A 22,169-nucleotide genomic window follows, 5' to 3' on the forward strand; every position below is an offset into this window, starting at 1 on the left:
TGATTTTCATCGCTGGCTTGCACTCACATTTCCGCAAATCTTCTGGCAAAAACTGTACAATTTTCGTTGACGATATGCGGGCATCACGTCATCCATCACGCATCGACGGTGGCAAGGCACACCGTCCCATGAAACATAAAGAGCAAGGGAAGAGCAGTGCCGGTCGAGCGCGAAACACACATGGCCCATCCATCGGACCAGAAAGCGGAAGACTGGAACGGCACCCGCGTGCTGGGCGTTACCCTTTCGGCGCTGGCGATCATTTTTGACGGCTTTGACAATCAGGCGCTGGGTCTGGCGGTGGCCGGCATTGCGCGTGAATGGCATATGGCCGCGTCCGCGCTGGCGCCCGCCTCTTTCATGAGCCTGGCCGGGATGACGGTAGGGACCGCGATTGCCGGTGTGCTGGGCGACCGTCTGGGGCGGCGCAAGATGATGATCGCCAGCGTCGCGCTTTTCGGCCTTTTCACGCTGGCCACCGCGCTGGCCACCAATATCGAATCCCTCACCCTGATCCGCTTCCTGACGGGGCTTGGTCTGGGCGGGGCGATGCCCAATGCCACAGCGCTGGCCGCCGAATTCAGCCCGGTGCGCGCGCGGCCCTTTGCCGTTACCGCCACGATTGTGTGCGTGCCGCTCGGCGGCGTGCTGGGCGGCATGGTGGCGGCCGACATTCTGCCAACGCATGGCTGGCGCGCGATGTTTCTGGTGGCCGGCTCCATCCCCTGCCTGCTTGCGCTGGCCCTTGCACTGTGGCTGCCTGAGTCGCCCAGTTTTCTGGCCAGCAGGGCCGCGAAACAGATGCATGGCGCAGCGATCGCGCCCCGGAAACGCGCCAGTATCGGGCAATTGTTCGCCCCCGCTTTCCTGCGCGACACGGTGGGCCTTTGGGCCGCCTTCTTCCTGTGCCTGATCGCGGTTTACACCACCTTCAGCTGGCTCCCCGCAACACTGGCCAGCGCGGGCTTCGATCAGAAAACCGCCAGTCTTGGCCTGGCCAGCTTCAACTTTGGCGGCGTGGCGGGGGCCTTGCTCGCCGCGTTGGTGATCGGGCGTCTGGGTTCGCGCGTCACGATGACCGGCCTTGCCGCCATCGGCGCGGCCATCGCCACGCTCGCCCTGCTGGCCGGAACCGGTGGCCTGTCGCGCACCGGTTTGCTGATGGTGCTGACGGCGCTCGGTTTTACCGTCAATGGCGTCCAGACGACGATGTTTGCGCTGGCCTCGCATGTTTACCCCTCCGCGATGCGCGCCACCGGGGTGGGCGCGGCGCTGGGCTTTGGCCGCGTGGGCGCCATGGCCAGTTCGCTCGCCGGTTTCTATTTGCTCTCCAGCGGCAGCACGGTGGGCTTTTTCACCCTGCTGGCGCTGGCCATGGCGGGCAGCGCGGTGGCGCTGGCCATCATTGCCCAGCATATCCCTTCGGCAAGGGCCGCGAACCGCTCCGCCCGCCATGCCGAAGCCATGGCATCGCCCCGCCCCTGATCGCTTTCCACCATCTTTCTGCCGCCCGACCAAAGACATCGCGGGCCATCGCGCAGACCGGAGATAACCATGCCGCTTCCCCTGCCCTCGAACATGTTCAAGCAAAGGCTTTCGCAAGGGTCCTGCCAGATCGGCCTGTGGTCGGCCCTTGGCAGCCACATCTGCGCGGAACTCTGCGCCGCCGGGGATTTCGACTGGCTGCTGATCGATGCCGAACATGGCGTCAATGATGTACCCTCGGTCCTGCCCCAGCTTCAGGCGGTTGCGGCCTATCGCACGCAGGCCGTGGTGCGCCTTCCCCATGGCGATGCCGCGCTGATCAAGCGCTATCTCGACATTGGCGCGCAATCGCTGATGATCCCGATGGTGGAAAGCGCGGCGCAGGCGCTGGCGCTGACCCAGGCGGTGGCCTATCCGCCGCAGGGCATACGCGGGATCGCCACCATGACGCGCGCGGCGCGATGGTCGCGCATGCCCGATTACATCGCCCGGGCGCGTGATGAAATCTGCCTCATCGCGCAAATCGAATCCGCAGCCGGGGTGGAAAACATCGATGCCATCGCCGCAACGCCCGGTATCGACGCCCTGCTGATGGGGCCGGCCGACCTTGCCGCCACAATGGGCCTGCCCGGGCAGGCCGATCATCCCGCCGTATGGGAGAAGATCTGGCACTGTCTCGACCGCGCAAACGCCGCCGGGAAACCCGCCGGGATCTTTGTGCTGGATGAAGCGCGCGCGCGTGAATGTATCGAGCGCGGCTTTGCCTTTGTCGCGGTGGGCGCCGACGCCATCCTGCTCTCGCGCGCGGTCGATGCCCTGCGCGGGCGCTTCGCCTGATTCCAGACAAAAAGGACAGGAATTGAAACACAATCTGATCGGCGGCGCATGGCGCCCCGGCGCCGCCCTGCCCAACATCAACCCTTCGGACACGGGCGACATTATCGGCGATTATGCCTGCGCCTCGCCCGAGGATGTCACGATGGCGATCGAGGCCGCGCAGGCCGCCTTTCCGGCATGGGCCATGCTCGACCCGCAATCGCGCGCAGACATGCTTGAGCGGATCGCGGGCGAAATTTTGGCCAGGCGCGAGGAACTGGCCGGACTGCTCGCGCGCGAGGAAGGCAAGGTCCTGCGCGAAGCGATGGGCGAGGTGACCCGAGCGGGCAACATCTTCCGCTTTTTCGCCGGAGAATGCCTGAGGCAAAGCGGTGAACTGCTGCCCTCGGTGCGCCCCGGCGTTCAGGTCGAGATCACCCGCGAACCGCTGGGCGTGGTAACGCTGATTACGCCGTGGAATTTCCCGATGGCGATCCCGGCTTGGAAAATCGCCCCCGCGCTCGCCTTTGGCAATTGCGTGGTGTTCAAACCCGCCGAACTGGTGCCGGGCTGCGCATGGGAACTGGCCGACATTATCCGCCGTGCGGGCGTTCCGGCGGGGGTATTCAATCTGGTGCTGGGGAAGGGCGCGCAATTGAGCGACGCGCTGATGGGGCCGGGCGTTCACGCGGTCAGCTTTACCGGCTCGGCGGGGGTGGGCCAAACGATCCTGCGCAAGGCCGGCGAGCGCGGCATCAAGGTGCAGCTCGAAATGGGCGGCAAGAACGGTCTGGTCGTGCTGGACGATGCCGATCTCGATCTGGCGGTTCAGGTCGCGCTCGACGGCTCGTTCTTCTCGACGGGGCAGAGATGCACCGCCTCCTCGCGCCTCATCGTGCAGGAAGGGATCCATGATCGCTTCATCGCCCGATTGAGCGAGGCGATGCGGGCGCTGACCGTGGGCGATGCGCGCGATCCGGCCACCACCATCGGCCCGGTGGTGGACCAACGACAGCTTGATGTTGACCTGAACTATATCGCCATCGCCCAGGCCGAAGGCGCCCGCCTGATTGTCGGAGGCGCGCGCCTGACGCGGGAGCACAACGGCTTTTACCTTGCCCCCACGCTGTTTGCCGACACCGTTTCGCCCATGCGGATCAATCAGGAGGAAGTGTTCGGCCCCGTGGCCTCGGTGATCCGCGTCAGGGATTATGACGAGGCGCTGGAGATCTGCAATGATGTCGATGTCGGCCTCTGCGCCGGGATCTGCACACAGTCGCTCAAACATGCCGCGCATTTCAGGCGCCATGCCGATGTGGGCATGGTGATGGTCAATCTTCCCACTGCCGGGGTGGATTACCACGTGCCCTTTGGCGGCCGCAAGAAATCGAGTTTCGGCCCGCGCGAACAGGGCCGCTATGCCGCTGAATTCTTTACAACAGTCAAGACCGCCTATGTCCGGGCCGGTTGACCCCGCTCGCATCCGGGACGCCATCGCGCAATTCGGCCGGACGCTGGGGCCTGATGTGCTCGCTTCCTGCCGCGCCCTGTTCGGCGCGCAGCAGGAAGCGCTGTCCTGCGCCGTCCCGGCCGCCGCCCGCGATCTGGCCTACGGTCCGCATGAGCGCCACCGGCTGGACCTGTATGGGGCGGCCGGGGAAGCGCCAAAGCCGGTACTCCTGTTTGTTCACGGCGGGGCCTTTGTCGGGGGCGACAAGGGCGATCCGTCCGATCCCGCCCGCTGGCACAATGGCGCCGTGGGGCGGATGGCGGCGCGGCGCGGGTGGATCGGCGCTGTAATGAACTATCGTCTGGCGCCCGACCATCCATGGCCTGCGGGCGCGCAGGATGTGGGCGCGGCGGTGGATTTTCTGCGCGCCCATGCGGCCGATCATGGCGGCGATCCGGATCGGATCGTCATCATGGGCACTTCCGCCGGGGCGGCGCATGTAGGGGGCTTTTTGCGGCTGCGCCCGGATCATGCCGATCTGGTGCGCGGCGCCATCCTGTTGTCGGGCCTGTATGGCATCACCCCGCTCGAACCCAAGGACGAGGAATATTACGGGGCGGCCGACAGCGCCTGCGACAAATCACCTCTCGAAGCGCTGGCCTCCACGCCTTTGCCCATGATGATGGCCTGTGCGCAATATGATCCCGCACGCTTTCAGGCCGAGTATCTGGGGCTGCTGCAAAAGCGGCTAACCCGCCATGGCGCGCTGCCATGCAGCATGAGTCTTCCCGGCCACAATCACTATACGATAGCCATGCATCTGGGCACTTCGGATCGAAGGCTGGAGGACAGTATCGCGGAATTTTGCGACAGATTGTTCGCTTAGCCCGGCGTCCTGCCAACGGACGGCTGCTTTCAGCCCTTGCAGCTTCCGTTTATGCCATGGGCCAGCAGTCTGGCGAGAAACCGGGCCAGCCCCTGAATGTCGGCGTCGCGGGTTTTCAAGGCGCCGAATAGCGCCTCTGTGCCGGTGGCAAACATGATCGAGACAAGGAGCTTGCGCTCGCTTTCCGACAGGCTCTCCAGAGCGCCCAGACCCGCAATGTCAATTTCAATATCCGCCAGCAAAGCCCTGATCTGCGCCGACCCGAACAATCTCGACCTTATATGGTGCTGGTTTCGTTCAAAGAATTCCGCGCCTCCCGGCAAAGACAGCAGCATGTTCATGAAAGCGCCATAGCCCTGGCACAGCATCGTCTCGATATCCTGCGCCCCCGTTCTGGCCGCCGCGATCTCAAGGCGGATGCGCTCGATCAGGCGGGCGACCAGCTTGTCAAACACCGCCTCCTTGGTGCGGTAATAATTGTAGAAACTCCCCGCCGAAACCTCGCTGTCGTTCACAATGTCGCGCACCGTGGCGCCATCAAGGCCAAGGGTTGAAAAGACTTTCCACGCCGCCACCTCGATCTTTTCCATATTCTGCGCGCGGGTCATCTCGCGCTTCTCGGACAGGCTGTAGGGGCCCTTTTTCTGGTTCGGCATCTGGGCACTCTTGGGTTCGACGGCGATTTTGAGGCGCGCTTAGGCCATCAATTGCTGCCCGGCGTCAACAGGAACGATGGTGCCCGTGATATGGCGCGCGGCATCGCTGGCCAGAAAAGCGGCAAGCGCGCCGACATCCTCGATCGACACCAGCGTTCCGGCCGGAGCAGCGGCGGCGGCGCGCTCCAGCAATTCGTCAAAGCGGTCGATCCCGCTGGCCGCGCGCGTGGCAATCGGGCCGGGCGACAGGGCATGGGCGCGGATGCCCTTCGGGCCCAGTTCGGCCGCGACATAGCGGGTCGCGCTTTCCAGAGCCGCCTTGACCGGGCCCATCAGATTATAATGGGCCACCACCCGTTCCGACCCGTAGAAGGTCACGCACATCAGACAACCTCCATCCGGCATCAGCGGTTCGGCCAGCCGCGCCATGCGCAAAAAGCTGTGGCATGACACGTCCATGGCCATGGCAAAACCTTCCGCCGAGCAATCGACAACCCGGCCCTGCAAATCCGCCCTCGGCGCAAAGGCAATGGAGTGAAGCAGAAAGTCCAGCTTACCCCAGCGCGCCCTCACCTCATCGAACAGCGCTTCAAGCTGGCCCGGTTCGCGCACATCGCAGGGCGCCAGCCAATCCATGCCCAACCGCTCGGCCACCGGCTCGACAAAAGGTTTGGCCTTATCGTTCAGATAGGTCGCGGCCAGCGTGGCGCCGCATTGCGCAAAGGCCGCCGCGCATCCTGCGGCAATGCTGTGTTCGTTGGCGATCCCTACCACAAGGCCGCGCTTGCCCGAAAGATCCACCAACGGTTTCATGACCTTGCTCCCTGCTGATCATCCAGAATGTTGAAAGTGTGGAATGCAATCATGCGTTCTTCATCGGTGGGGATGACCCGCACCGCGATGCGGCTGTCGGGCCGGGTGATCACGGGGGCATTCGCGGCATTGGCCGCCTCGTCCAGAAGGACGCCCGCCCATGCCATGCGCGCGCAGATCGCCGCTCGGATGACAGGATCGTTCTCGCCAATTCCGGCGGTAAAGACGATGCCGTCCAGCCCTTCGAGCGAGCCGATCAGACCGCCCATCTGGCGCGCGACGGTCCAGACGAACAGCTCTATCGCCTCTTTCGCATGAGGGTCCGCACTGGCATGGAGCACGCGCATATCGCCCGATACGCCGGACACGCCCAGCAGGCCCGACTGGCCATAGAGCAGGGCTTCGACCTGCCGCGCGCTCATCCCCTCCTGAAGCATCAGATGCAGGACGACGCCGGGGTCCAGCGCGCCGCTGCGCGTGCCCATCATCAGCCCGTCGAGCGCGGTAAACCCCATGGTCGTGTCGATGCCGGCCCCGTCGCGCATCGCGCAAAGGCTCGCCCCATTACCCAGATGGGCGACGATCACCCTCCCCTTGGCCAATCCGGGATCGATTTCTCCCAGACGCCGGGCGATATATTCATAGGACAGGCCATGAAAGCCGTAGCGCCGAACCCCTTTTTCCGCGAACCGACGCGGCAGGGGCAATCGCGTGGCCACCGCAGGCATGGCATGATGAAACGCGGTATCGAAACAGGCGACCTGAAGGAGATGGGGCGCCATGCGGGCGATCTCGCGGATGGCGGCCAGATTGTGGGGCTGATGCAGCGGCGCGAGCGGAGAGAAGGCCTCCAGCCTGGCGACAAGGGCCGGATCAATTCTTTGCGGCGCGCAAAAAACCCCGCCGCCATGCACCACCCGGTGGCCCACCGCGACAATCTCATGCTCGCGCAGATGATCCTGAGCCCAGCCATAGAGTTCGCCCAGCAGATCCTCGTGAGTCAGCCCCGCCCCGCCGGGCCAGGATTTTTCGAGCAGGACTTCGCCGTCATCCTTGCGGACAAGGATGCGCGGATCGCTGCCGATCCCTTCCAGCTTGCCGCCCGCCGCGTGGCGCGGCCCATCCTGCTCCAGCGTGTAAAGGCCGAATTTGATGCTCGATGAGCCCGAGTTGAGGCTGATAAGAGCGCTGCTCACAAGGCAGGCCTGAACAGGCCGGGCGCCGCCTTCGTCCCGGCATGGGCCAGCAGCACGGCCACGGCGCAAGAGGCAAGGCGGGTGGTCAGACTGTCGGCCCGGCTGGTCAGGATGATCGGCACCCGCGCGCCTAGCACGATACCCGCCGCATCCGCCCCGCCCAGAAAGGTCAGTTGCTTGGCCAGCATATTGCCCGCCTCCAGATTGGGGACCACGAGGATTTCCGCCTTGCCCGCGACGGGCGAGACGATGCCTTTTTCCTTTGCGGCGCCTTCGTTGATGGCATTGTCAAAGGCCAGCGGTCCATCGAGCAGCGCCCCGGCAAACTCGCCCCGATCCGCCATCTTGCACAGCGCGGCCGCATCGATCGTCGAGGCAATGGCCGGGTTTACCATTTCCACGGCCGAAAGAATGGCAACCTTGGGCTGTTCTATGCCGATCACATGGGCAAGGTCGATCGCGTTGCGGATGATATCGGCCTTCTCGATCAGGCTCGGTGCGATATTGACCGCCGCATCGGTGATCAGCAGGGGCGTGGGATGGCCCGGCACATCCATCAGATAGACATGGCTGATCCGCCTTTCCGTGCGCAATCCGGTTTCGCGCGCGACCACCGCCGCCATCAGTTCATCGGTATGGAGCGACCCCTTCATCAGCAGTCCGGCCTCTCCGGTCCGGACCAGTTCCACCGCCGCTGTTGCGGCCGCATGGCTGTGGGGCGCATCAACGATGCGGAAAGAGGCGATATCGACCCCGGCCTCCTGCGCTGTGGTCCGAATGCGGGCCTCGGGGCCGACCAGGATGGGCACGATCAGTCCGGCCTCCACCGCCTCGGCCACAGCGGTGATGGCCGCCGCGCTGCAGGGATGGGCAATTGCCGTGGTCACCGGATGAGCGGCCTTGGCCGCCGCCATCAACCGGCGATAGGCATCATGGCTCGACAGGCTGACATCGGGCAGGCTGGCACGCGGGCGGCGCACTTTACGGGTGGGCGCCTTGACGCTTGCCACACCGCTGATGACCTCCTCGCCCGCCTGATTGGTGCACAGACAATCGAGCGTGACGATATGGTGCTGCTCGGCCTTGGCGGAAACGGTGAGGCGCGCCGTGATCGTGTCCCCCACCGCCACAGGCCGCAAAAAGCGCAGGCTCTGTTCCAGATAGATCGTGCCCGGCCCCGGCAATTCGGTGCCCAGCACGGCGGAAATCAGCCCGCCCCCCCACATGCCATGCGCGATGACGTGGTGAAACATGTCGCCCTCCGCAAATTCCGGGTCGAGATGGGCGGGATTGACGTCTCCGGACACCAGCGCGAAAAGCTGAATGTCGCGCTGGCTGAGCGTGCGCGACAGGCTGGCGGTATCGCCGATCGCGATCTCGTCAAAGGTGCGGTTCTCGATCATGGCGGGAGTCGTCGTCATCATCACTTCTCCAGAATATAGAGGCCCGGCGCATCGGCCAGTGGGGCATAGCCCTTGTCCGGCGCGCCCATCGGCGGTGGAGCGACAGCGGCGCCGGATCTTGCATCAAGCCATTGCCCCCATGCCTCCCACCACGAGCCGGGGTGATCGGAGGCCTGCGCCTGCCACACATCGGGCGCAAGGGCCGGGCCGCAGGCCGGACGCATCAGGAGCTGGTAATGGCGGTGTTTGTGCCCCGGCTCCGAAACGATGCCCGCATTATGGCCGCCATTGGTCAGCGCGAAACATATTTCCGCATCGGTCAGCATGTGGATCTTATGGACCGAACGCCATGGGGCGACATGGTCGGTCTGTGTGCCCACCACGAACATCGGGGCTTTCAGCGCCGACAGGCTGACCGGCTGATCGCCCGCCACAAAACGCCCCTCGGCCAGATCATTCCGGAGAAACAATTTGCGCAGATATTCGCTGTGCATGGCAAAGGGCATCCGCGTGCCATCGGCATTCCAGACCATCAGGTCGCTGGCCGCGGGCCGCTCACCCATCAGATATTCGTTCAGGATGCGCGACCAGACCAGATCGTTGGAACGCAGCATCTGGAACGCGCCGCCCATCTGGCCGCTATCGAGATAGCCGCGCTCCCACATCATGCTGTCGAGCAGGTTCAACTGCGCCTCATCGATGAAGAGGCCAAGCTCGCCCGGCTCGCTGAATTCGGTTTGCGCGGCCAGCAAGGTCAAGCCGGCCAGTCGCTCGTCGCCATCGCGCGCCATGGCCGCCGCCGCAATGGTCATCAGCGTGCCGCCAAGGCAATAGCCCAGCGCATGGATTTTCGGCGCGTCGGTAATCGCGCCGATCGCATCCAGCGCGGCCATCGGCCCCAGCAGGCGATAATCCTCCATGGTCAGATCGCGATCCGCGCTGCCGGGATTGTGCCAGGAAATCGCGAAGACCGTATAGCCCTGCCCCACCAGCCAGGCGATCAGGGAATTGCGGGGCGAGAGGTCGAGAATATAATATTTCATGATCCAGGCCGGCACGATCAGCACCGGCTCGGGCCGGACCGTCGCGGTGGTCGGCTCATACTGGATCAGCTCCATCAGGCGGTTGCGGTAGATTACCTTGCCTTTGGTCGCGGCCATGTCGCGCCCGATCTGCAGTGGCTGCTCGCCCGTCTGCGCCGTGCCGCGGGCAAGCGCTTCGACATCGGCCATCAGCAGCCTTGCGCCCTCGACCAGACACATGCCGCCCGTATCGGCAATCCGCTTTTGCAGCACAGGATTCGTCAGGACGAAATTGCTGGGCGCCAGCATGTCGAGGATCTGGCGCAGGGTGAAGGATGTTACCGCTTCATGGCGGGCGCTGACGCCTGAAATGCCGGTGGTGGCCGCATGCCACCATTGCTGCGTCATCAAAAAGGATTGGGCGATCAGGTTATAGGGCGCCGCTTTCCATGCCGGATCGTCAAAGCGGCGATCCTGCGGCAGGGGCTCAATCGCGGGATGATCGCCATCGGCGCCATGAGCGACATAATCGGCCAAACGCAGGGTTTTGCGCCAGGCCTTGGCCACCAGTTCCAACCGCCGCCCCGGCGATACCGCAAGATGCAGGGCCCAGTCCGACAGCGCCTGCGCCACGGTAAAGGGCGAGAGCCCGCCCGTGACACCGGCAATGGCGGCGAAGGAGGCCCGATCGAGATTCCGCGCCATCCCTTCGAGCGGATCGGCGGCCTCATGGGCGGATAGGCTGTCGTTCATGGGTGAGCTCCTTCCGGCGCCTGCGGGCCGGTCTGTGATCGATTCATCCCCCAGCCACCGGCAATCGCCCGGTAAAGCTGAACGGTGGCGCTGCCTTGCGCCAGCTTGGTCTGCTCCACCTTGTCGGCATCCGCAAAGGCGTCGAGCTGTGCCTGCAGCACATCGCCCAAGGTCATGCGCCCCGCGCGATAGAAGGCCTGCGCCTGATCGACACGGCGGGCGGACAGGTCGCGGGCCTGCTCAAACCCGCGCAAACGGGCATCCAGCCCGGTGCGCAAGGCATAGGCGGTCTCGACCTCTTCAAGCGCCAGCAGGATGGCGCGATCCTGTCCCGCCAGCGCCGCCTCCAGTTCGCCATGGCCTGCCGCGATCCGCCCGCGCAGCAATCCGCCGGTGAAGATGGGGACGCTGGCCTTGACGCCAACCAGACCAAGCGGGCCGCCAAAACCGGGCAGGCCCGACAAGGCGATATGGCCATCCTGTCCCATGAAACTGATCCCGAAACGCGGCATCAGATCCGCCTTCAGACTTTTCAGCCGGGCGGCCCGCGCGGCAACAATCAGCATTCGGGCGCGCACATCGGGGCGGCGCTCCAGAATGGCCGAGGGGAATTGACCGGAGGGCGGCGGCGGCACGCGCATATTCGCATTTGTCGCCTCTGCAGGCGGTGTTTCGGGCAAGTCTCCGGCCAGCACGGCAAGCCGCCTGCGCCGCGCGTCGATCAGCGACAGGAGGGGTGGTCGCCCCGCCTCCAGCGAGGCCAGCGCCGCCTGCGCCTTGGTCACATCCAGCGCCTTGGCCTGTCCCATCCTTTGCCGGGCGGAGAGATAATCGACCAAATGCCGCGCCGATGCGATGCTCTGATCGAGGATGGCCAAACGGCGACGCAGCCCCTGCCACTGCTGATAGTTTTCAACCACATCGCCGATCACGGTCAGCGCAACGCCATGGGCCAGCCATTGCGCGCTGTCGGCAAGGGCCCTGGCGGCTTCGGCATCGGCGTGGCGACCGCCGAACACGTCCGGCTCCCATTGCGCGCCAAGCCCGACAAGATAGCCCGCGCCCGTGTTCCCTTCGGAAAAAGGCGCAAGGAGCGAGCCAAGAGCGCCATCGGCCGCGGTATCGGCCAGCGTTCCCCACGCCGCGCCATTGGCCGCGACGGTGGGATAGAGCGCCGCCTCCGAAACGGACACGAGCGCCCTTGCCGCCCTGACATGGGCCTGCGCCACGCGGATATCGGCATTGGCGACGAGCGCCTTTTCGACCAGCGCGTTCAAGGCAGGATCGCCCCAAAGGGTCCACCACCGGTCGGGGGCGCCCGCCGATGGCAGACCGGCCTCGGGCGCGACGAGGTGCGCGGGCGGGGAAACCGTCGCCTGAGGCGAGGCCAGAGGAGGCGACGAGGCGCAAGCCGCCAGACCAAGCGCCATCCCCGCCGCCAGCAACGCGCGCAGGGTCATCTTTGGGCCTTTATGCATGATTTTCGCCTTCATCCCTGACGCTCCAGCATCGAGCGGAAGCGCTGCACCGCAAGGGCAACGAACAGCACGCCCCAGCCGCAGATCATGGCCAGTTCGGGCCATACGGTGGCGGTTTGCGCGCCGCGATAAAGCACCGCCTGCGAAAGGCTGACAAACTGGGTGGTGGGCAGCAGCCTTGCCACGATCTGGATGGCGGGCGGCATGCTCTCAAGCGGCGTGGCGGCCCCGGACAGCAGATAGGCGATGGCATAGACCGGGACAGCAAACAGGCCGAATTGCGGCATGCTGGGCGCCAGCGTCGCCATCCACATGCCCAGCGACGTCACCGAAAAAAGATAGAGCACCATCGCGCCCGCAAAGAGCGCCAGAGAACCCGCCAGGGGCACGGCCAGAGCCCCATGCACCACAAACCACAGGGACGCGATCGAGGCCAGAAAGATGACCAGGCCATTGGCCAGAATCTTGGAAAAAGCGATTTCACTGGCCCGGACGGGCATGACCAGCAGATGTTCGATCGTACCATGCTCGCGCTCGCGGATGACCGCCGCGCCGACAAGGATGATCGAGAGGACCGTCACATTCGTCACGATCTGCATCACCGAACTGTACCAGGCCGATTGCGAATTGGGGTTGAAGTAGATCTGGCTGGTCACCGTGACGGGCAGAGCCGCCAGCAGGCCGCGCGCGTGGAGGAAATCGAGCGTCTCTGCGGCAAAGATCCGCTGGAAATCGACAGCCCCCAGCCCGGCCTGCGTCATGGCGGTGGCATCGACCAGAATCTGAACCGCCGGGCTGCGCCGGGCCAGCACATCGGCCTGAAAGCGCGGCGGGATCTCGATCACGAAAATATAGCGGCCCCCGTCCATCGCGGCGGAGACATCCCCGCGCGCGATGTCCACCGGCGGCTTGAAATAGGGCGGCCGCACAGCATCGCGCAGGCGCCGCGACAGTTCGCTGTGATCATCGTCCACGATCGCCACCGAGGCATTGGACACCTCGGCCTTGAGCCCGGTGGCGACGAGCTGGATGGCGATGGTAAAGGCAAAGACAATCAGCGCCATCAGCGTCACATCCTTGAGAACGCTGCGCAGTTCCTTGACGCCGAGCAACCAGACATTGATCAGCCAGCGGCTCATACCTCCTGCTTTCCGAGCATGAGCCGCGAGGCCATGATGACGATGAGGGCAAACAGCCCCAACGCCAGATAGGCTGTGCCGAAGCTGGCCGGACCAAGGCCCTTGGTGAAGGTGCCCAGACTGATGATCTGAAACCACGAGGAAGGAAAGATGACGCCGATCCAATAGCTGCCGTCGAGGAGCGTCGAGACCGGATAGAGCAGGCCCGAAAAATTCACGGAAGGGATGAGGCAGATCAGCGCCGTGGCGAAAATCGCGGCCACCTGGGTGCGAACGAAGGTCGAGATCATCATGCCAAGGCCGGTGGATGCCAGCACGAACAGCAGCGCGCCCATCGTCAGCGCCGACAGAGACCCCTTGAGCGGCACCCCCAGAACGGTCACGATAAGGGCCACAAGCGTACCATAGCTGACCATGGCCAGAGCGACATAGGGCACCTGCTTGCCGATCAGGAACGCCCCGGCCCCGGCGGGCGAGGCATAGAGGTTGATGATCGAGCCGATCTCTTTTTCACGAACGATGCCAAGCGCGGTCAGCATCGCGGGGATCAGGATCATTGTCAGCATCAGCACGCCCGGCGTGATCGCATAGATGCTGCGAAAATCCTGATTGTAGATGAAACGGGGTTCGATCGAGGCGGGCAGCGCGACAGCGGCGGAGGCCGCCCCCAGCCTGTCGAGCGAATAGGCCAGAATGATCGCATCGGCATAGCCCTGGATGTTCGCGGCCAGAAAGGGGCTGGCGCCATCAATGAAAACCCCCACATCCGGCTTTCGCCCCGCGGCCAGATCGCGCCCAAAGGCAGGCGGAATATCCAGCACCATCTGGACGCTGCCCTCGCGCAGTCGTCCATGCGCGTCTTCCTCGCTGGCGATGGGGCGGGTTTCCACGAAATAGCGCGAACCCTCGAAGCGGCGGGTCAGATCGCGGCTGGTCGCACTCTGATCGTGGTCGAGCACCGCCATGCGGATGTTCTGCACATCAAAGGAGATGCTGAAGGCGCAAATGCACAGCAGGATGATCGGCCCCGCCAGCGCAAAGCCCATGCGGATGCGGTCGCGCGCCAGTTCGATCGCCTCGCGCCGGGCAAAGGCCCAGGCAAAGCCCAGCCAACCGGCCAATCCGCTTTGCCGGTTGTCTGCCTCGTCCTGATTCTGCGCGCCGGGGTCCGGGGCCGCGACCGGCGCGGTTGGCGCCGCATTATCCTCCAGCACCGCAATGAACGCGTCCTCCAGACGCTGCGCATGGTATTGGCGCGTCAGTTCCTCCGGTGTTCCCACCGCCAGCACCCGCCCGCGATCCATCAGCGAAATCCGGTCGCACCGCTCGGCCTCGTTCATGAAATGGGTCGAGACAAAGATGGTCACGCCATCATCGCGCGAAAGGCGCAGCAAATGGCCCCAGAACATGTCGCGGGCCGCAGGATCGACGCCGGAAGTCGGCTCATCAAGGATCAGGATTTCGGGCTTGTGCAGACAGGCCGCCGCCAGTTGCAGCCGCTGGCGTATCCCCAGCGGCAATGCGGCAGGCAGGGCGCGGGCATGATCGAGCAGCGCATATTGCGCCATCACCTCATTCACCAACGCCCCCGCCTCGCCCTGCGGCACGCGATAGAGGCGGGCGTGTAGGGCCAGATTCTGCTCGACGGTCAATTCTTCATAGAGCGAAAAGGCCTGCGACATATAGCCGACCCGCATCCGCGTCTGCATGTCTCCGGCAGTGATCGGGCGCCCGAACAGGGTGGCGGTCCCGCTGCTCGCATCAAGCAGTCCGGTCAGCATCTTCATGGTCGTCGTCTTGCCGCAGCCGTTCGAGCCGAGAAAGCCGAAGATCTCGCCCCGGCCGATCCGAAAGCTGACATCATCGACCGCCACGAAATCGCCGAAACGGCGCACCAGATGCTGCGCTTCTATCGCGGGCGCCTCTCCCTTGTCCTGCCATGGCGCGACATTGAGCAATTCGCCCGCAGGCCGCTTCGCTTCGGGCAGCAGGCTGATATAGGCCTGCTCCAGCGTTGCGGCCCCGGTCCGGGCAAGAATGTCACGCGTCGGCCCCTGCGCGATGATGCGCCCTTCGTCCATCGCCACCAGATGATCGAAGCGCTCGGCCTCTTCCATATAGGCGGTCGAGACCAGCACGGTCAGTTCGGGTCGCTCGGCCCGCATGGCATCGACCAGTTCCCAGAACTGCCGCCGCGACAGGGGATCGACGCCCGTTGTCGGCTCGTCCAGAATCAGCAGGTCCGGATCGTGAACCAGCGCGCAGCACAGGCCCAGCTTCTGCTTCATCCCGCCCGAAAGCTTGCCTGCGGGCCGGTCGGGAAAAGGCGCAAGCCCCGTCGCCTCCAGCAGGCGCTGCATATGCGCGCGCCGTTCGGCCCCGCCCAGACCGAACAGGCGGCCGAAAAAGTCGATATTCTCGGCCACGGACAGTGTGGGATAGAGGTTGCGTCCCAGCCCTTGCGGCATATAGGCCACGCGGGACAGGAAAGCGGAGCGATCGCCCCGCCGCGCAAGATCGAAGCCGAGCACGCCGACCTTGCCCTGCTGAACGCGCTTCACCCCGGAAATCAGGCCCAGCAGGGTGGATTTGCCCACCCCGTCAGGCCCGACAAAGGCCACCGCCCCGCCGCGCGGCAATTGCAGGCTGACATTGTGGAGCGATGGAACCGGGCCGTAGCGATGGGAAACATCCTCAAGGACGATGGCCATGGCGCCCGGTTCCTGCGCCCCGGTCACGGTCTGGCCGCTCCCTGTTCAGGCCCCAAATCTGGCCATGCTTTGCCCGGATCGGTGCGGACAAAGCCATCGGCGGTCATCCCGGCCTTCAGCACGCCCGCAAACCGCCGCGCCACCTCCACAGGTATCTGCAGCTTCACCCGATAGGAGAGATTGTCCCGCTCATTGGCGGTTTCGACATATTTGGGTGTGAACTGCGCCTCGGGCGAGACAAAGCCGACGCGGGCGGGCAAGGTGCGGGTAAAACCCTGCGGCAGGATGCGCGCCTCATCCCCGATCCGAATGCGCGAAACAACGGCAGAAGGCACGAAGATAGTCAGATAGACATCCTCCGGGTTGATGATCGACAAAATCTTGCCGCCGGGCGCCATCATCGTGCCCGGCTCGGCAATGCGATATTCCACCCGGCCCGGCCCCGGCGAGCGGATATGCAGATCGGCGCGGATGGCCGAAACCAGCCGGATCTGGGCATCGGCCTGGGCAATCGCGCCGCGCGCCTCGCCTATGGCGCCGCTTGCCGCCTCAAGGCCGCCTGTCTCGCCCGCCAGCGCCAGATTGCGTTGCCTCAGCTCCACATCCGACACCATATCGCGCGCATGAAGACCGGCGGTTTCCGACCAGTTGAGCCGGGCGAGTTCGGCCTGACTGCGATGCGCCGCCTGTTCGCCCTGCGCCCGGGCAAGGCCGCCCAAGGCCCTTTCGCGCGAGGCTCTGGCCGCATCAAGCTGGGCCAGCACATCACTTTCGTCCTGTTCGGCCAGAATCTGGCCCGCCTGAACCACATCGCCTTCGCGAACCGTCAAGGAGGCCAGCCGTCCCGGATATTTCACCGCGATATCGGTCCGGGTCATCTCGATCCGGCCATTGCTGCGCAAGACCCATTCCGGAAGCTCGGCGCGGCGCATGAAATGATGCCATGCCCAATAGCCGCCCGCCGCCAGCGCCAGCAGGACCGCCCCGGCAAGAATACGGCGAAGCCTCATCTGCCGCCCCTGCGGCTGCGGATTGTCAACGGGAAAGCGTCAGCACACTGCATCACCATCGGGCTCCTGAGCCGGAAGGAAAGTGAAAGGCCCCTGCGGCCTGCCGGAATGTTCTGATTTTTTGAATTACGACGCACCATTGCCGACGCACACAAAGCCGACTCCGGAGCAACCGCCTCTCGCAAGACCTGATCAACAAAAAATTGAACGATATGTCAAGTTTTCCATGTATCGGATCCCAAAGGTTTGTTTGCCGCGCTTAACGGCATTAACGGCCTTTTATGGTCATCCGCATCGCCGGACATTGAGAAGCATCAATACGCGCCCGCAAAGGTTTGGATCGCAGGATCAGAGCCAATCACGCCATGGCGACCCAGCGGATCCATGCAGATGCAAAAAGGGGTTCGCACCGGACGCACCGATGCGAACCCCATGCATTTCCCCCAATGCCTTGGCTCAAGCCTTACGCGGCCTTGAGCAACCCTTCGCGCGCCACCCGCAGAGCATCGGCTCCGGCGCCGGCATCGGCCTGCGCCATGATCGCGGCAAAGCGTTCCAGGCCGCGATCGAACGTATCGCCATAGCCCTTGATCAGGCGCTGGGCGCGGATGATCTCTGTGGCGAGCGCAAGATCCGTTTCGGCGGCCTTTTGCGCGCGGTTCAGCCATGCCTCGATCCGGCCCTGTTCCTGGGCATAGCGCAAGGTGCTGCGCCGCCAGCCCCGCCCCATCGCCACCAGACGCAGCGCGAGAAACCAGCGCAACGAAGTCGTCTCGACATGCCGTCCCTTTGACAGCGCCCGGTCCAGCCATGCCGAACCCATCACCCGGCGCCCCAGCCATCCCGGCAGACTTTCGGCCACTTCCTGAAGGCGCGGATGCATGAATTCGGTGACGGTCAGGACTTGTCCATCCTTCACCTTGACCTCGTCGCGCACGCGTTCAAACCGGGCGGCGCGCACTTTCAGATCGGCCACGCGAATCGTGTCTTCATAGGCCATCCACAGCGCCAGATGGCGCGCGGCCTCCTGCGTCAAGTCGAAAGGCGCGCGGTCCATGGCGGCGATCCGTTCGAGGCGGTCGAGATAGAGCGCGGCATAATCGCCATCCTGATAATCCATCAGCTTGGCCAGCCCGTGCAGGGCATTGGCCAGCGCCGCATCGGGCAACCCCGCCCGCGCCCGCGCGGCCAGCACCTTGCCCATCGTGGTGGTCGGCATGGGGATCTCGGGGGCCTCCTCCTGCGGCATGGCGATCTCGCCCTGCGCGCGGGCGAAACCTTCAGCAAACCCGGCAAGGTTGCTTTTGACCGCCTTGCCGCTGTGATGGATCGCGGCTTCAAAGGCTTCACGCGGGAAAGGCAGCGCTCCGCTGCCCGCCAGCGCGCCGAACATGATCGCGCTGATCACGCTGTGGGTGCGCTCGGTGGCGGCCTCCATGTCGAAACCGATGAAGCGGGCCGAACGTTCGCGGGCGGCCGCAAGGATCTTCTCGCCATTGCCGCGCCCGTCGCCTGCCACCTGCTTTTCGGAAATGGCATAGATGCGGTGGGTCGACCCGATCAGCGTGGTCTTGCCCGCCGTGGAGAACCCGCGCAGCACCGCACGGCCCATTTCCATCAGTTCGGAGGCTACCACCACATCGACATCGCCCGGCATCGGCATTTGCGCCATGATCGGCATGCGCCCATCAACGCCTGCCCGCGCCAATTCGACATAATAAACGGTCGAACCCGTCCGCTGCGCCACGCCCGGCACCGATGTGCCCTGCGCCAGCCAGCCCGCCTCACGCGCGACATGCTGGATCCATTCGGCCAGCACCCCGCCGCCCTGTCCGCCCAGCGCCAGAATGGCAATGGCGATACGGTTCTTCTCGGTCATCAGCGGTAATCCTTAAAACGCACGGGCCATGCGGGCGCGATCATCGCGCGCCTGCATCCAGCCGACGATCCGCGCACGCCAGCCCTGCCGGAACTTTTCCCAGCCCGTGGGATTGCTGACGATCCGCGCGCGGTAAAAACTGGGGCACAGGATCGCGGCATGGGCATTTTCGCCGCACAGACCGCAGCCAACGCAACTGTTTTCGACATGCGTCACCGGATCCTGGCGCAGGGGGTCCGGGTTCGACTTGATTGTCAGCGAGGGGCAGCCCGACAGGCGGATGCAGGCGTGATCGCCAGTACAGGTGTCGCTGTCGACGCCGAAACGTTCACGCACCACGCGCCCGCCATTGGCCAGCACCTTGCCCTGTTCACGCTTCACCCGGCGCTGTTTGTTGAGCATGCATTCCGATTGGGCGACGATGACCTTCGGCCCTTTTTCCGAACTGGTCATCGCCTCGCGCAACAGATCGCGCATCTTTGCCACGTCATAGGTCCGCTCGACCAGCCGCACCCATTTCGCACCCACGCCCTGCACCGCCTTGGCGATGGGGTTCTTGGTCACGCGGACCGGGTTGTCGGCGCGGCTGGAAAGGATATCCTGCCCCCCTGTCGCCGCCGAATAGCCATTGTCGATGATCAGGGTGACGGTGTCATCCTTGTTGAACACCGCATTGCCGATGCCGCTGGTGAGCCCATTGTGCCAGAAGCCGCCATCGCCCATCACGGCAATCGCGCGCTTGTCCTTGGGCTTGAAGGCCGAGGCGCCCGCCGCGCCCAATCCATACCCCATCGTCGTATTGCCAATGTCAAACGGCGGCAGGATCGAGAACAGGTGGCAGCCGATATCCGCCGACACATGGGTCGGACCCAGTTCCTTCTCCACCAGCTTCATCGCGGCAAACACCGGACGCTCCGGGCATCCGGTGCAGAAACCGGCGGGGCGCTGGGGGATTTCCATCGCCACGTCGCGCGGCAGGGGATCGGGTTTGGCCTCCGCCGGGGCGAGATGCGGGGCATGGGCGCGCAGGAATTTGCCCAGACCATCGCGGATCACAGCGGCCGAATATTCGCCCGAGCGCGGCAGCATGTCCTTGCCGACAATCCGCGTCTGCAGATCGGCGCGGCGGATCAGCGTGTTCAGCTCATGCTCGATAAATTCAGGCTGGCCTTCCTCGACCACCAGCACAGCCTGTTTCCCAGCGCAGAAGGCCGAAACCTCCTCGGGGATCAGCGGATAGGCGACATTGAGGCAATAGACCGCGATCCTGCTGCTGCCATAGGCATCGGCCAGATCCAGCAATTCCATCGCGCGGTTAAGGTTATTATACAGGCCGCCCTGAACGATGATGCCGATTTCCGGCGTGTCGCTGTCCTGCCCAAACCATTCGTTCAGCTTGTTGTCGCGGACATAGGCAATGCCGGCGGGCCAGCGCTGCTCGATCTTTTCAACCTCATGCTGGAAATTGGCCGGGGGCAGCACGATGCGCTGGAGATCGCGAATCGGGGCTGATGCGGCCTCGCCCACGGTCATGGCCGGGCGGACATTATCCTTGGCGATAAAGCTGCCGGTCATATGGCACGAACGCACCCGCAATTGCAGCATGACCGGCGTGTTCGAGGCTTCGGACAGGCGGAAACCCTGCTCCACCGCATCCACCATGCTGGTCAGGTTCGGGCGCGGGTCGATCAGCCACATCTGGCTCTTCATGGCAAAGGCATGGGTGCGCTCCTGCATGATCGAGGAGCCTTCGCCATAATCCTCGCCCACGATGATGAGCGCGCCGCCCTTCACCCCGCCCGAGGCCACATTGGACAAAGCATCGGAGGCGACATTGGTGCCCACCACCGATTTCCAGGTGACGGCCCCGCGCAGGGGATAATTGACGCTGGCCGCCAGCATGGCCGCCGCTGTCGCTTCCGAAGCGCTGGCCTCGAAATGCACGCCAAGGCTGGCGAGCAGATCATTGGCATCGGCAAACACATCCATCAGATGGCTGATGGGCGAGCCCTGATAGCCGCCGACATAGGCGACGCCCGATTGCAGCAGGCCCTTGGTGACGGCCAGAATGCCCTCGCCGGTGAAGACTTCCCCTTCCCCGGCGGTCAGCTTCTTGACTTCGGATTTGAACGAACGCTCGGCCATGTTCAGCCCTCGACCAGCGCCAGCACGCGCAGGGGGCTGCCCGAACCGTCACGGATTTTGAGCGGGGCGGCGATCACAATGGCGCCCGTCGCGGGCAGTTGATCGAGGTTTTCCAGACATTGCAGCCCATATTTGCCTGCGCCATGGAACAAAGTGTGCGCCGGATAGGCCGGAGTCAGCGCGAAGGCCTGCCCGGCATCGGTGCCGATGGTTTCCACGCCAAAACCGATCACATCGCGCGCGATCAGCGCCTCAACCGCCGCCGTCGACGGCCCCGGCGTATGCGGCCCGTCCGCTGCGCGGTTGGTATAGGCATCGACGTCGCGTTTCGACCAATCGGTGCGCAGCAGCACCCAGGACCCGGCGGGAATCGGACCATGCTGCGATTCCCAGCGCTCAATGTGCTCCACCGTCAGCAGGAAATCGGCATCGGCGGCGCATTCCGCCGAAAAATCCAGCACCACGGCGGGCGCGATCAGCGGCTGAACCGGCAGACGGTCGACCGTGTTGTCGGCCAGATCCTTGCCCGTCACCCAATGCACCGGCGCGTCGAAATGGGTGCCCGTATGCTCGCCCACGGTGAAATTGTTCCAGTGCCATGCCACGCCGCGATCATCATAGCGCGAAATCTCCTGACGCGAGAAAGCCGCCGTTTGCCCGAAGGGTTCGGGCAGAACCAGCAGCGGCGTATCTTCCGAAAGCGTCTGGGTGAGATCGACAACCCGCACCGCGCCCGAGGCAAGGGATTGAGCAAGCATGTTGAGTGTGGACATAAAGGCTCCCACAGAGGATGTAGCGCGAAGGCTATCGGATAAACTTGCAGATGCAAGTATTAATTGCAGGGCATGAAGGAAAACGCAGATGAGCGAGGATTTACGCAGGCTTGGCGATCCCGGATCCGAGGAATTCCGGGTCGAGGCCTATCCCTTCTATCTGCTGAACCGCGCGGCGAGCCGGTACAATGTGGTCATCGAATCGCAATTGCGGCCGATCGGCATCGACATTCCCACATGGCGCGTGCTGATGATCCTGGGCGAACATGAGCCTTTGCCCATCGCGCAGGTTGCCAAATCGGCGGTCATCAACATTTCGACGATGATGCGCATTGTCGAACGCATGACCAAGGCCGGATTGATCACCACCCAGCCCAGCGAAACCGACGGCCGCGTCACCGAACTTCTGTTGAGCGATCTGGGGCGCGAGAAACTGGCGGCCGCGCGCGAGGCCACCTCGCCGGTCTATCACAAGGTCATTCGGGGAATCAGCGCGAGCGAATTTGCCCAATTGCTCGATTTGCTGGGGCGTCTGCACGACAATCTGGAGTAAG

General features: G+C 64.3%; 17 protein-coding genes. 5 read left to right on the forward strand and 12 right to left on the reverse strand.

The window, feature by feature from the left end:
• Positions 1-180: 180 nt before the first annotated feature.
• The 4 genes from FHW92_RS21395 to FHW92_RS21410 all read left to right on the forward strand — a co-directional run bounded on the left by FHW92_RS21395 (position 181) and on the right by FHW92_RS21410 (position 4,637).
• A complete protein-coding gene (locus FHW92_RS21395) occupies positions 181-1,485 on the forward strand; it encodes an MFS transporter (protein WP_168605324.1) in 1,305 nt (434 codons plus the stop codon).
• 69 nt (positions 1,486-1,554) lie between these two features.
• The gene (locus FHW92_RS21400; RefSeq protein ID WP_168605325.1) at positions 1,555-2,322 is read left to right on the forward strand and encodes an HpcH/HpaI aldolase/citrate lyase family protein; all 768 of its coding nucleotides are present in this window, start codon (positions 1,555-1,557) and stop codon (positions 2,320-2,322) included.
• A gap of 22 nt (positions 2,323-2,344) precedes the next feature.
• The gene (locus tag FHW92_RS21405; protein ID WP_246870343.1) at positions 2,345-3,772 is read left to right on the forward strand and encodes an aldehyde dehydrogenase family protein; all 1,428 of its coding nucleotides are present in this window, start codon (positions 2,345-2,347) and stop codon (positions 3,770-3,772) included.
• On the forward strand, positions 3,756-4,637 hold the full coding sequence (locus tag FHW92_RS21410) for an alpha/beta hydrolase (RefSeq protein ID WP_168605327.1): 882 nt from the start codon (positions 3,756-3,758) through the stop codon (positions 4,635-4,637). The genes FHW92_RS21405 and FHW92_RS21410 overlap by 17 nt, the downstream gene beginning before the upstream one ends.
• A gap of 29 nt (positions 4,638-4,666) precedes the next feature.
• Here FHW92_RS21410 and FHW92_RS21415 read toward each other — a convergent pair whose 3' ends face one another.
• The 12 genes from FHW92_RS21415 to FHW92_RS21470 form a co-directional block, all read right to left on the reverse strand.
• Entirely contained in the window at positions 4,667-5,293 is a 627-nt protein-coding gene (locus FHW92_RS21415; RefSeq protein ID WP_168605328.1) for a TetR/AcrR family transcriptional regulator, read from the reverse strand.
• 39 nt (positions 5,294-5,332) lie between these two features.
• Positions 5,333-6,106, reverse strand: coding sequence for an enoyl-ACP reductase FabI (gene fabI, locus FHW92_RS21420; RefSeq protein WP_168605329.1), 774 nt, complete (start codon positions 6,104-6,106; stop codon positions 5,333-5,335).
• Complete coding sequence (locus FHW92_RS21425) at positions 6,103-7,302, reverse strand: acetate/propionate family kinase (RefSeq protein WP_168605330.1); 1,200 nt, start codon at positions 7,300-7,302, stop codon at positions 6,103-6,105. The genes fabI and FHW92_RS21425 overlap by 4 nt, the downstream gene beginning before the upstream one ends.
• Positions 7,299-8,723, reverse strand: a complete 1,425-nt coding sequence (locus tag FHW92_RS21430) for a bifunctional enoyl-CoA hydratase/phosphate acetyltransferase (protein WP_210428648.1) — start codon at positions 8,721-8,723, stop codon at positions 7,299-7,301. The genes FHW92_RS21425 and FHW92_RS21430 overlap by 4 nt, the downstream gene beginning before the upstream one ends.
• Before the next feature lie 2 nt (positions 8,724-8,725).
• On the reverse strand, positions 8,726-10,480 hold the full coding sequence (locus tag FHW92_RS21435) for an alpha/beta fold hydrolase (protein WP_168605331.1): 1,755 nt from the start codon (positions 10,478-10,480) through the stop codon (positions 8,726-8,728).
• A complete protein-coding gene (locus FHW92_RS21440; RefSeq protein WP_246870344.1) occupies positions 10,477-11,940 on the reverse strand; it encodes a TolC family protein in 1,464 nt (487 codons plus the stop codon). The genes FHW92_RS21435 and FHW92_RS21440 overlap by 4 nt, the downstream gene beginning before the upstream one ends.
• A gap of 29 nt (positions 11,941-11,969) precedes the next feature.
• On the reverse strand, positions 11,970-13,097 hold the full coding sequence (locus FHW92_RS21445; protein ID WP_168605332.1) for an ABC transporter permease: 1,128 nt from the start codon (positions 13,095-13,097) through the stop codon (positions 11,970-11,972).
• Positions 13,094-15,808 carry a ribosome-associated ATPase/putative transporter RbbA gene (rbbA, locus tag FHW92_RS21450; protein WP_168605436.1) on the reverse strand — a complete coding sequence of 905 codons (2,715 nt, stop codon included), beginning with the start codon at positions 15,806-15,808 and terminating at the stop codon, positions 13,094-13,096. The genes FHW92_RS21445 and rbbA overlap by 4 nt, the downstream gene beginning before the upstream one ends.
• Before the next feature lie 23 nt (positions 15,809-15,831).
• Complete coding sequence (locus FHW92_RS21455; protein ID WP_168605333.1) at positions 15,832-16,818, reverse strand: HlyD family efflux transporter periplasmic adaptor subunit; 987 nt, start codon at positions 16,816-16,818, stop codon at positions 15,832-15,834.
• 463 nt (positions 16,819-17,281) lie between these two features.
• Positions 17,282-18,697, reverse strand: coding sequence for an indolepyruvate oxidoreductase subunit beta family protein (locus FHW92_RS21460; protein ID WP_168605334.1), 1,416 nt, complete (start codon positions 18,695-18,697; stop codon positions 17,282-17,284).
• Between the two features lie 12 nt (positions 18,698-18,709).
• A complete protein-coding gene (locus FHW92_RS21465; RefSeq protein WP_168605335.1) occupies positions 18,710-20,842 on the reverse strand; it encodes an indolepyruvate ferredoxin oxidoreductase subunit alpha in 2,133 nt (710 codons plus the stop codon).
• 2 nt (positions 20,843-20,844) lie between these two features.
• Entirely contained in the window at positions 20,845-21,615 is a 771-nt protein-coding gene (locus FHW92_RS21470; RefSeq protein ID WP_168605336.1) for a cyclase family protein, read from the reverse strand.
• A gap of 88 nt (positions 21,616-21,703) precedes the next feature.
• Here FHW92_RS21470 and FHW92_RS21475 point away from each other — a divergent pair, with 88 nt between their 5' ends.
• Positions 21,704-22,168: a MarR family transcriptional regulator gene (locus FHW92_RS21475; RefSeq protein ID WP_168605337.1), complete on the forward strand. Its 465-nt coding sequence runs from the start codon at positions 21,704-21,706 to the stop codon at positions 22,166-22,168.
• The last annotated feature ends 1 nt before the right edge of the window (position 22,169 follow it).

This window comes from Novosphingobium sp. SG707 (genome assembly GCF_012275515.1).
Lineage (GTDB): Bacteria > Pseudomonadota > Alphaproteobacteria > Sphingomonadales > Sphingomonadaceae > Novosphingobium.